The organism is Candidatus Zixiibacteriota bacterium, assembly GCA_014728145.1.
In the GTDB taxonomy this organism is placed as follows: Bacteria; Zixibacteria; MSB-5A5; order JAABVY01; family JAABVY01; genus WJMC01.
In genome coordinates, this window is record WJMC01000031.1 from 1 (window position 1) to 12,302 (window position 12,302).

9 protein-coding genes are annotated in these 12,302 nt (G+C 45.4%); 2 read left to right on the top strand and 7 right to left on the bottom strand.

What is annotated here, in order from left to right:
* Nucleotides 1-581: 581 nt before the first annotated feature.
* A complete protein-coding gene (locus GF404_01615; protein ID MBD3380872.1) occupies nucleotides 582-971 on the top strand; it encodes a hypothetical protein in 390 nt (129 codons plus the stop codon).
* Nucleotides 968-1,396, top strand: a complete 429-nt coding sequence (locus GF404_01620) for a hypothetical protein (GenBank protein MBD3380873.1) — start codon at nucleotides 968-970, stop codon at nucleotides 1,394-1,396. The genes GF404_01615 and GF404_01620 overlap by 4 nt, the downstream gene beginning before the upstream one ends.
* 356 nt (nucleotides 1,397-1,752) lie before the next feature.
* On the opposite strand, the gene GF404_01625 is transcribed toward GF404_01620, so the two are convergent.
* The 7 genes from GF404_01625 to GF404_01655 form a co-directional block, all read right to left on the bottom strand.
* Complete coding sequence (locus GF404_01625; GenBank protein ID MBD3380874.1) at nucleotides 1,753-2,808, bottom strand: PAS domain-containing protein; 1,056 nt, start codon at nucleotides 2,806-2,808, stop codon at nucleotides 1,753-1,755.
* 17 nt (nucleotides 2,809-2,825) lie between these two features.
* Entirely contained in the window at nucleotides 2,826-3,377 is a 552-nt protein-coding gene (locus GF404_01630; GenBank protein MBD3380875.1) for a hypothetical protein, read from the bottom strand.
* Nucleotides 3,378-3,552: 175 nt separating this feature from the next.
* The gene (locus GF404_01635) at nucleotides 3,553-5,667 is read right to left on the bottom strand and encodes a HAMP domain-containing protein (protein ID MBD3380876.1); all 2,115 of its coding nucleotides are present in this window, start codon (nucleotides 5,665-5,667) and stop codon (nucleotides 3,553-3,555) included.
* A gap of 10 nt (nucleotides 5,668-5,677) precedes the next feature.
* The gene (locus GF404_01640; GenBank protein ID MBD3380877.1) at nucleotides 5,678-6,289 is read right to left on the bottom strand and encodes a hypothetical protein; all 612 of its coding nucleotides are present in this window, start codon (nucleotides 6,287-6,289) and stop codon (nucleotides 5,678-5,680) included.
* 283 nt (nucleotides 6,290-6,572) lie between these two features.
* Nucleotides 6,573-9,677 carry a PAS domain S-box protein gene (locus GF404_01645; GenBank protein MBD3380878.1) on the bottom strand — a complete coding sequence of 1,035 codons (3,105 nt, stop codon included), beginning with the start codon at nucleotides 9,675-9,677 and terminating at the stop codon, nucleotides 6,573-6,575.
* Nucleotides 9,678-9,931: 254 nt separating this feature from the next.
* Nucleotides 9,932-10,546: a response regulator gene (locus tag GF404_01650; GenBank protein ID MBD3380879.1), complete on the bottom strand. Its 615-nt coding sequence runs from the start codon at nucleotides 10,544-10,546 to the stop codon at nucleotides 9,932-9,934.
* A gap of 106 nt (nucleotides 10,547-10,652) precedes the next feature.
* Nucleotides 10,653-11,867, bottom strand: coding sequence for a tetratricopeptide repeat protein (locus GF404_01655; GenBank protein MBD3380880.1), 1,215 nt, complete (start codon nucleotides 11,865-11,867; stop codon nucleotides 10,653-10,655).
* Between the last annotated feature and the right edge of the window lie 435 nt (nucleotides 11,868-12,302).

Here is a 12,302-nt window from a genome sequence, read left to right on the forward strand (position 1 = left end):
GCCGGCAAGCTGACCGTCGATGATGACGCTGACATCACCGGCAACCTCGATGTTGATGGAACAGCGAATATACAAGGTGATCTCACCTGCCAGGATGATATTGTTATGTCGTCAAGCAATACGGTTGATGGTGTTGATATCTCGGTTTTAAACAGCACCTTCGAAGCATTCCGCGACAGCTACCGCGAGCAGTTGTTTGTCCTGGCGGGAGTCTCCGATCATGAGACCAGCGGGGCCGCTCCGGATCCGATGAGGCTGATCGAGAGTTCGACTACCTACGTTCCCAAGATCTCGCTGATGTTTGAAAAGACCGACTACACCAACACGATTCGCGCGAAATTCCATGTCGAATACGGCAGCCTGGTCGGCTGGTATCAATTGACAGTCGACGGCGTCGGGTCAGATGAAATGTCGGTCGGATCGGCCGGCGGCGAGGGCTGGCATGAGCTGACCGTCGATATATCCGGTCAGGCCAACGGTCGCTACAAAATCACCTTCGATATGAAGGTGAATGCCGGGGGGACTGATAATTATGTCAGCGGTCTGAGGATGTACGCAACCTATGCTTAGGTGGGAAAGCGATGATTAAACTGCCCGATTACAGCCATATCATCTTCAAGAAAGGCGATCTCTATCGCCAGTTCAACCTGTTGAAGGATACCGTTCGAAAGATGGGAATCGAACTCAGCCATTACCTCTGGACGACGTATGCAGTTGAGCTGGTCATCACCTGTGTCCTGAGAAATAAAGACACAGGTTCTCAGCACAGTTGCTACGAGGCTTTCGATGCCCGGGCCAGGACTATGGCTGCGGAGATGATCGGAGCTGTCATCCTGTGGGGTAGAGACAGCTTTCCGAGATCTGATAAAATCAGGAGGGGAGACAGGCTGGTGCCGGCCCTGCCGATCATCGCCCACGGCGAAGGGCATAACTTCCATTTTCACTGTTCCCAGGACAGGGAGGTCTCATGAACCTGACAAAACTGGCAAAGAAGATAGTAAATATAGCGGCCGCGGCCAAAATAGTCTGGCCGGTGGTCAAGTCAATATATGAATCAATAACCAAAAAGGGGAATCCGATGGAAACCACAGTGTCGAAAAAAAGCCTGAATGCAATGACAGCGGACGAGCTTTTAGCCCAGGGAACAGAGCAGTTCGTCGCAGGAGCGATCATGACTGCTTCAGCAGTTAAGAAGGGTGGCCTCACGCGTGCCAAGGTAGAGGAGGTGATCGGCAAGCGTCTCGATGACCTCATAGGCAGCGAAAAAGATGCTTTGATAGGAACTTCCGAAACCGCCATCGTCCAGATCAAAACACCGTTCGGAGCTCTTATCGAACCGATTTCTGATGTCGCCATCGACCAGACAAAAGGATATCTGGCAGGGATATTTTTCTAAAGCATCTCAACATTTCTAAACAAAAAGGGGAAGATATGCTCTTCCCCTTTTGTTATCTGCATTAATTAAATCAGCAATCCGGAATATCGTCTCCGTCAGTATCACAGGGTGTGCCACCATTGCGGTATATGTAGTTGATATTATAGATAATAATTAGCAGGTTAACTGATCTGACATATCCAGTATCTCCGGAGATATTACAATTCCATTCCGGGTGGCCTTTGATCCAGACGTAGCGGTTCCCTTACCAGTTCCAGTCACTATCTACACAGATCGCTTTAGAATATGGTATCGGGGACGTTCTTAAATCAATGGTTCCGGTGGCTAATATCTAAATCGATATTATGATAGTAATATCATTTCTGCTTCTTTCGCAAATAGCTTATAAAGTCAGAATTTCTTCCTGCAGGATCATCCTGAATTGTGATGCAATGATCAACCCAGATAGCTTTACCACCCGCTGCGCAGATCCTGTGCGGATTACACAGGTGATTGGCTGTACCGCTTGCTATCAAAGAACTGATTTCTTCGTTCAACGTATTGAGATCGTCGGGATAAACTAAATCATTTAATTTGCAAATAGAAGAAACTGTTTGCTTTCCTTCATCTTCAATCAGATTTCCGATGTTTACTGAAATGTACTGAAGTGGTCGCTGGCCTTGATCATTCCAGATCAGTATTGCGCTCGATTTGTCAGCCATTATATCGAGCTTATTATTAATGTTTCGGTTCTTTTTCTCAAGATCATGTTCATAATTCTTCTGCCGGGTTATGTCGCGGTTGCTGCCTCGGTAACCGATGAAATTGCCAAACTCATTGAAAACAGAACGACAGCTGTGAGTAATCCAGCGCACTTTGCCATCTTTGCGAATTATGCGAATCTCAAGATTATCCTCGGCGAAAAGTGTCGAAGCGTTTTGTCTGTGCTGGTTATAGAGATTTCTGTCCGCGGGATGAATGATAGATTCAAAGAGACGGCTGTCCTGTTTGAATTCAGCCGCAGTGTAACCTGTAATCTTCTGGCAGACTGGAGAGCAGTAGTAGAAACGCCCCATGGGATTTAGCCAGAATTCCCAGTCAGTTGTATTTTTAGCGATAATTTCGAACTGATGTCTGAGTATATCCAGATCCATTTCGAGTCGTCCCGCCTTTTGATGGAAATAGTCGAAATCTCTGACCAGTGAATTGAGATGGATTGCAAACAGGGAAAATTCGTCATTCTGATCCGACTTTGCCTGGCAGATAAATTCTTTACGTAAGGCATCCACGATGATTTCTGTGAAGCTTTGCAGATGATTAAGACATCGCCGGCGATAGTTTTCAGAATCAGATTCAACAGAATCCTCGTTTCCAGTAAATTGGTCTGTGATCTTGTTCAAGCTTTTGTTCATTGTATCATTGAGCTGATTCATGGTATTATCTCGATTTCTTATCCATAGTGGATTTTTTCGATTATAAATTCACAATACGGGCTGCCTTCTTTGGCACATATCGTTTCAGTGATACTGTAGTTTTCTTCATGGTAATGATTAAATGACAATTCGATTATTCGTCGTACAAAATCACACATCAGGGTGGGTGATTTGTAGCGAATAATGATTTTGTGGCGCAGATTGGCAAACAAAGCGAACTTGTCGACTTCGGTTGTACTTGAAGATACTTCCAGGGTGCGATAGAGATGAATCAGGTTGGTAATGAAGTCGAAGGCGTCATTTGATTTTTTGAAAAAAGCGCCAAAATCTTCGATGATACGATCGAAAAAATACTCTGCAAATTTCCGTTCCAGTTCGTCTTTAGCCAGTCCTGTTTCTTCTATAGCGGCAAATATGAGAGCCTGCCATTTATAATCAGGGTAAGAGGTGTCATTTTTGATAATGGCATCATTATTAAGACTGGTCATTTCACTTATTTTGTCGGTAGTTGGTTGACCGGCAGTTTGAGTGATAAATTCCATAAATCGATTGACTATCCATCCCAGCATTGAGAATGCCTCCTTGCATTCGTGTTCAATTGAATCCTGTCATTAGATGATTGGCCGGAGAAGATTTTGGATTCATAATTAGTCTCCCTTTTGTTTCTTTAAAAGGTCGGGGAAAGGGTCAAAAGCGAGGACAAAAGCCCTTTCCCCGTGTGCCTGATTATTAGAAAGACGCATGCTATGCGTTTTGAGTTACCTTAAACTTGGCGACCATCGATTTCAGATCTTCCGCCTGACGGTTGAGTTGTTCGGCAGCCGATGCTGATTGTTCAGCTCCCGAGGCAGTTTCTCGGGTTATGGCGGAGACCGCTTCGATATTTTTGGAGATCTGCTCGGCTGCGGCAGACTGCTCTTCGGAGGCAGTGGCGATTTGCTGGATCATATCCATCACCTGCTGCGACATATTGACAATTTCGGTCAAGCTGTTGCCGGCTTTGTCAGCCAGATCGCGTCCTTGTCCGACTTCGTTCATTCCGGATTCCATAGCATTGACGGCTCCCGAGGTCTCCTCCTGAATACCTTTGATCATCTCGGTGATTTCACCTGTAGCTTTTCCGGTCCGTTCGGCCAGTTTACGGACTTCATCAGCTACAACCGCGAATCCACGTCCCTGTTCTCCGGCCCGGGCGGCTTCGATAGCAGCGTTTAAAGCCAAAAGGTTGGTCTGGTCGGCTATATCGTCGATAACACCGATAATTTCGCCGATCTGGTCAGCCGATTTGGCCAGTTGACCGATCGATCCGGATGATTCCCGGACAACCTGGTCTATTCGTTGCATACCTTCGATCGTATCCGAAACCAGCCTTCCTCCACTGGTGGCGGTATCGGCGGCTGTACGGGAAGCATCGGAAGCCTCACCGGCGTTTTTGGATGATTCGACGATCGTAGCGCTCATCTCTTCGATTGCGGTTGAAATCTGCGAAACCTGTGAGGTCTGATCCTGTGCGCCGCGAGACATCTGCTCCGAGGATGAGGCGACCTCACTAGCGGCTGACACTAGCTGAGATGCGTTGTCGTTCAACACAGTAACCATTTCGGTCAGGTTATTGATCATCGTCGCGAATGAATTACCGAGCACGTCATTTTCGGATTTCGGAGTAACCGATACGGTCAGGTCGTTTTCGGCGATACTCTGGGCGGCCGCCGAGAGTTCTTTCATATAGTCAATCAGTTTCCGGAATGATTGTGCCAGAAGCCCGATCTCATCTTTGGAATTCAATTCAATTGTATGATCGACATTGCCGACTGCGATATCGTCGGCAATCTGAGAAATCTCGCTGACCGGTTTGGAGATTCCGCGGGTTATGAAATAGGCGGCGCCGATACCGATAACTATCGCCACCAGAGAAATAACGATCATCATGGTGACAGTCTTGCTGATGGCGGCATGAAGCGATTGGGCCGACTCCTGGGATTGATTGGAAAAGTGATCTTTGACATCCGCCATGATGGCCTGGGTCTGGCCCACCGATGGCTCGGTTTTCTGTTCGTAGATCTGGTTGGCTTTTTCCTGCTTTTTGACCAGGTCTGCTATCCAGACATGAATCTGGTCGTAACTGTCAGAGAACTCATTTAATGCCGGAAGAAACTCACGGCTGTACAGATTCGAGGCGGTCGTGTAATCGCCGTTTTTCTGCAATCTAACGATTCTGGCGGCCACCTCATGTAAGCGGCGGTGAGGTTCCTCGAATTTCAGCAACATTTCAGCAGCGTCCTTGTCGTCGGTTTCATATGAGTAATACCAGGAACCGAAAGGGCACTTGTGCGGATCGAGCCCGCCACTGAAGACATCCTTGAAAAGCAATGAGTTTGACAGATCCTGAGCCCATTTCAGGTGTAGAACCCACTTGTCGGCCAGAATATCGGCCAATTTAGTATCGAAGTGACGATAGTGTGCTTTTATCTCCGAGGCGGATTCATGGAGATGTCGATGAGGCTCTTCGATTTCGTCCAGGAGACGGGCAATCTCCGGATCTTCAGCGCGCAGTCTTTTTGCCTCATCACCATACAGCCATTTGCCCAGGCCGCATTTATGAGGATCGGTCTCGACAGTTACCGTGGTAACTTCCTCATCCAGAAAAGTCATTTTCAGGTTGTTTAACCATTCCAGATGATCGACTTCTTTTTCGGTGAAAAAGAGCTGATTGCCGTTGGCATCTTCGGCCTGTTTAGTGAATTTACTGATCTGGGTGAAACTGTTGTAGTTGAAGATACTCGCAATTACAAGCAGTGCCAGCACCACCCCAAAACCGATATACAGTTTTTTGCCGATTTTGAGATCTTTCCAGGACATCCTTCCTCCTTTATTGCTTTTGAGCCAAATCCGCTGTGAGGATTGTGGCCGTTTTTGCCTCGGAATTCGATTTGAAGTCCGTTATCGCTTCTTTGATTTTCTGCAGTGTTTCTGTTTGTGATGATGATATAGCAATTGATTCTATATCAGATAGAATGACCCGATAATTATGGATTTTAGAAGTGATATCAATGCGGTTGATCTCAAAGCGGGATTGGATATCATCGGGAATCGAATCCAGCGATTTAAGGATCGTACCCAGTTGAGAATAAATTGAATCGTATTCTTTGCTCTTTATGAAACCAGCTATCGGTTCATAGTTTACCGGGTCAGAAGCTTTTAATTCGAGTTTATCCAGAATTGAATCGAGATACTCGAAATAAAAATTGAGATTGTAGAGAAATCGATCACACAGCTTTTGAAGATGATCATCGATTAAGCTATTGAGCGAATCGAGATGCTGTCTGGCTCCGGACAGGCCGAGCTGAACTTCGATTTTATTCTCATTATATTCAACATGAGAGCAGAGCAACTGCTTTTCTCGCTCAGAAACTGGATCATTTTCCTTCCAACGTCCCCAGGAATCGATATTCTCTTTCAAGTCAATATGTTTCTCTTTCATTAAAACCGCCTATTGTAAGATGATTCTATAAAGATGTGTCTGTTATAGTCGACTACAATGTTAACTATTCAGTTATTGTTTACTTTCTAAATTTCACATCGGTTAACTATCTGGAAACTTTATAGTATATATGATAATAATGCAGTTATACTGCACTTTCAGTATAGCTGTACATATCTATTTAATTGATTAACAACAGGATAAATGCTACGCTGTATTTGCAGTCAGACTACAAAAAACTCATTAATGATGTAAGAGTGTCAGGAATACTGTACGGAAATTATTAGTTTAGATTTTTGTGGTGGAGGGATGATGTACTCGTTTTTTCAGATGGCAAGCTGAGGATGAATTCCGTGCCCTTTGCTGGTTTGCTGTTGACGTTTATCTGGCCGCCATGATCGATCATGATACCATAGCTTATAGAGAGCCCCAGTCCAGTGCCCTTGCCGACTTCTTTGGTAGAGAAGAATGGCAAAAAGATTCGGTCGCGGACATGGGGTTCCATACCTGCGCCGTCATCTTTAAACCTGATAATGATCTGGTTTGAAGCGGATTCTGAGGTTATATACAGGTTGCCTCCTTCAGGCATGGCATCGACCGCGTTCATTATAATATTTAAGAATACCTGCTGCATCTGATTGGGCGAGATATTTATTTTCGGCAGACTCTCCGCCAGATCGAGATTAAGTTCGATTCTTTCCCGTTTCAGGAGGGTTGCGACGATCAACAGGATCTGTCCGATAACTTCGTTTATATCACATAGTTGCCTGGTCTCATCGCGTTGACGGGAGAATGTCAGCAGATGATTGACGATGACTTTGATCCGACGGCTAACAGTCAGCATCCAGCCGGCCATCTCCTTATTGCAACTTTCAGGTGCTTCGTTGAGTTCCTGAACCATACCGTAAAGTACTGTCAGTGGATTGTTGATCTCATGAGCCACCCCTGCTGCCAGTCGACCGACATTTAGCAGGCGGTCGGCCTGGATCAACTGTTTCTGGTTCTCTAGCTCCTTGCGACGCGACTCTACCAGGGAAGAGACATCGGTAGCGGTGCAGATTATACCTTCGTCGGGCTTGTGATGATTATAATAAGAGCAGGATAATTCGCACCAGACTTCTTTGCTGGAATCATTTTTGAGCTGTACCCTGCGTGTGTAGTAACCATCCTGATTCAGATTCTTCAATAGAGCTTTCCAAAAACGTTGAAATGAATATACGTTCAAACAGATATCTCCCGTCCAGGTTCCGATCAGAGGATGATTCGGTTTCAGGGCATGACCGCAGAGATTGTACATCTCCCGATTAGCCCAGCTGATTAATCCGTTTGAGTCGAGGATACAGAGCCCGTGGGGGAGACTGCTGAGAATTCCGCGATGCAGTTGTGACAGTTTTCGGTATTCTTGTTCTTCTTGTTTGCGTTGGCTGATATCTATCGCGGTGGCGGTGACATAACAAGATTTCTCGTATTCATCGAAAATACTGCAGACGTTCATCAGAGTCGGAAATTCGCGACCATTTTTGTGTTTGTGCCAGATTTCGACCGAGTTCGCATTTTTACCTCGTATGACCTGCCTGAGATGTTCCATGACGTTGATCATCTGCGTATCTGTATGGAAGATACTAATTGGCTTGCCGGTAACTTCTTCAGGTGTATAACCGTGAATCTGGGCGAAGCAGGGATTGGAATAGATCAACTGACCTTCAATATCGAATATCGCCATACCGTAGTTTGCGGTTTCGGCTACCGTTTTGAAGCGCATCAGTTCCGCTTCCATCTGTTTTCGCGCTGTGATATTCAAATTGACCGCGACGGTGCCGAGCGGAGTACCGTCGTCATCGTAAACTAAAGTGACCGAGCAGAGAATATTGAGCTTCTTCTTTCGAGCGGTGGATTGTTTTACTTCGCCTTTAAACGAACCGGTGTCAAACAGCTCCCATTCGGCATCTTCAAGTGACTTTTCTATGAATTCAGTGTAGATGATCTCATTGACATTTTTGCCGATCACCTCTTTTTCGCTGAAACCGTAGATTCTCTCGGCCCCCTTGTTCCAGCTGATGATATTGAAATCAATATCGGTGGAGATTACCGCTTCGGAGATATGTTCGATCACCCGGGTCTGATATTTGAGCTTCTGTTCGGCAAGTTTGCGTTCGGTTATGTTCCGGCTGATCTTGCCGATTGAAGTGATTTTGCCATGTGAATTTCTTATGGGATAGATTTCTTCATTGAACCACTGAATCTGGCCCTCGATTTCGGCTCTGTTTTCGACTTGGAGCCTTTTGCCGGTTGAAACCACTTGTTTGATCTGACCGATAAGTTTATCGGCAGTCTCGGAATCGAATAGATCACGGGGTGTTTTTCCGATAAAATCGGTGTCTTTACTCTTGTTTTCCGAGCAACCGTGGAAGTAGATTATCTTTCCTTGGCAATCATGTAATATGAACAGGCTATTGGAGTTTTCGATTATGTGCTGCAGCTGCTTGGTTTGGGCTTGTAGATCTTTCCTGACGCGTTTGTCTTCGGTGATATCCAGAATCGCGCCGATCACACCTGCAATATTTCCCTCACAGTTGTAGCGGGGTGAAACCGAACAGAGCAGGGTTTTATGGATGCCGCTTTCGGTGACGATATCGAGCTCGTAGCGATTGGAGAGACCGCGTTTGCGCTTGGCGATCTGGGCATTGGTTTTTTCGAGCTGATCTTCCGGAACAAAATCGAAGAAGTTGCGTCCTATCAATTTTTCCGGTGAGTTGTATTCAAAGATATGGGCGAAAGCCGGATTGCAATAATCGATTACGTAGTTTTCATCGAGCGAACCGAGACCCTCCACGATCGTATCGAAGACTTCCTGAGAACGTTTCTCAGATCTTCTGAGACGATTCTCCATCTCTTTGATCGGAGTGATATCGATCGTCATACCTGCTAAGGCTGTTCTTGTATCGTTGGCATCGCGTACCGTGAATCCCCGACTCCAGAGCCAGCGAGTTTGACCATCCGGTTTTATAATCCGGTATTCGAAATGATCCTGATCGCCCCTGCCGTTTTGAAATTGTCGTGTCACTGAATCACGATCATCGGGATGGATGAATTCGAGTATATATTGTGTGTTTTCGTAGAGTCTCTGGGAGGGAAACCCACAGATACGGTCGAAATTAGGATCGATATAATAAAGTGTCTTAAAATCCAGCGAGATAATCCAGAAGAACTCATCCAGTTTGCTGTCGAGTTGTTCGGTGAATTGACCATCGAAATGAGTCTGTCGCCTGTTCTTTGAGAGACGGGATTTCAGGACCAGGGGCAGCGATACAGCTATTGAAAAAAGGGAAACATCTGAAGTAATACCAAATAAAAAGGGGATCTGTTCAGAGATGTGTTTAACTGCCATAAGGATCAGAATTGTGACTGATAAAACAAAAAACAGCTCACATAGAACACTTTTGTCTCCGTCGTGGGTGTTCAGGACAGTACCCCTTGTTTCATTTTAAGACCTGAGTTTACTTTCTGAACAATTTAATCGACACAGGCAATCAATCTCTTAACCTGAGATTTTTGATATAACCACCCTAACTATCACGCATAAAGCTGCTTAACGCTCTTGAGATATAACCAATAGATCAATTGATGATAGACAAAGAGATGTTACAGGTCCTTGAAGAATTCTTCGAGAGGAGTATTGAGCGTGGCAGATAGCCGGGCCAGTGTCGCCACTGAGGGGGTAGTCTGGGCATGTTCGATCTGATAGATCAAACTGGTGGAGAGACCGGTTCGGTTGGCCAATATCCTTAGACTTAGCTTGTATTCGCCTCGTTTTTTCTTAACTATCTCGGCGATTTGCTTGGTGGCAAGTTGATTTAAATCGGATTTGAGGCCGTACTTTACAACCGCAGCATCCAAAACTCGTAGAAGCTGGTTAGTTTCGAACGGTTTGGTCAGAAAATCGTAACATTCGTTTTTAAAAGATTCCCGTGCATGTTCGAAAGACGGGTAACCGGACAGGATGATCACGCAGATGTCTTTGTCGAATTGCCGGATCTGTTTGAGAAGCTCTAGCCCATCCAGTTTAGGCATGACGATATCAAGAAGGATTATCTGGAAACTCTGCTTCTTCAATATAGGAAGGGCTTGTTCCGGATCATTGACCGAAACTACCTGAAAATTATGCTCGACTAATAAATGTTTCAGAAACTGACAAACATCCGGATCGTCATCGATCACTAACACATTAATCTGACGATTGGAAATATTTTTAATCATAAGAGTCTTAAGTTATGTTTTCGGTGCTTTCTCGAAGTGTATACAAAACACATCTTTTTAATATCAGGCTTCTGTATAATATCCAAAACATTGACATTAGAATAGCTTAACGGAGCCTATCATACTCGTACCCTGCACTTATCCGTGAGAGTAAAACCTTCGAAGATTGCAAGTGCATCTCTTCTTTATTCGTCCCCGGCCAGAACTGGGCCATGATGTGATGCAATATTCCCAATTCATATTTCTCGTCTATCTGGAACGCCAGGCTGAACGCTACTTTTGCATGTTCGTAGGCCAGCGCAGACTCATTGCTGTTTAGATAGGCTTCGGCCAGCAATCGCTTGATCTGCACTATGGCGGCATTCAGCGGAGGATCAGTTTCAGCTATCTTTAATCCTTTGGTCAGCTCAGGAATCGGATCCTTACCGGACAGCATCTGAATCCAGCCTTTGTATTCATGATAGATCGCCTGCTCGAGACGGTATTCGATGATCGCATCCGGATCGACTGCCTGCATGATATTTAAACCTCGATCGATATCACCGTCGAGAGAATACGCCAGGGCGGTCGACATCTGAGATCGGGCGTAGTTCAGTGGATCGCTGTACTTGCCCCTTTGGCTGTTCACCTTTTCCAAAAGCTCGATCGCTTCCTGGAAATCACCCAGCTTGATCTTTACCCTTGCCAGGTTTGCCTGGGCAGACAATGTATACTCATGCTTTTGGTCAAACTTGATCGCTTTCCGGAGGTAGTGGCCACACTTCTCGTATTCGCCGAGGTAGTAGTGGACCTTGGCCAGGCCGTCGTACACGCGGACATAGTTATACTGATCGACCTGGTCATCTGATTTCAGCATATCCAGCAGGCGGGCATAGGCACTAAGAGCCATCTTGGAATCACGAGAACAGTTATAGATATCCCGAATAAGATCGAAGATCTTCTTAAACGGTATAACTGACGATGTTTGCAGGCTTTCGAGATACTGACTTAGGCTATTTTCCAGCCCCTTTAACCCTAAATCTTGATCTCGCTCCGCGCGATCTTTGAGTTGTTCATCGGGTTCAGGTACGAATAACTGTTTTATAAAACCGAGTAAATTGAAAGTTGTCGAGTTATCTGAACTGCTGTTGTCACCGGTTCCGCTCTCTTCCGGATTGGGAGATTTACTCTTGGCGTCCTCCCAGGGATCGTCATCACCGCCCGGGCGATCAGTGGGCTTGTTGTTTTCGACGGTATAATAGCCGCTGTAGTCTTTGGCGTTGATGCTGGCAGCAGATACCAGAAGCAGGCAAAGACAGAAGATAATAATTGACTTTTTCATTTGACCCTCCTGAACAAAATGTATATATTATAAACGTCAGAGTCAAGGAAAAAGACCTCTCAAACTTCACGGATTGAACCCCAAATTTAAGCGAAAACTCTTCCTTTAATTTGTGCCTAATTTGTGCCTAAAAATAGTGAAATAGCGTGTAAATACACGAAGACAGGAACATCGGGGTGGAAAGCGTAAGTCATTATGTGATTATCTCTTACGGCATATTTTGTTGCAACTCAAAAAGTTGAAAAAAGGCCTCCAGAGGATTCCGGGGTTCAAGTCCCTGCACCGCTATTTTTTATGCTGGCCTGAAGTAATCTTACCCAATGTAATCTTACAGCAGAAGCATCATGAAAGATCGGTTTGCGCTGTAGAAATTAAAGATCAAGTGTGACCTGAATGATGAATCCAAGACGATTTCTGCCGGTGAGTGTGAATTAA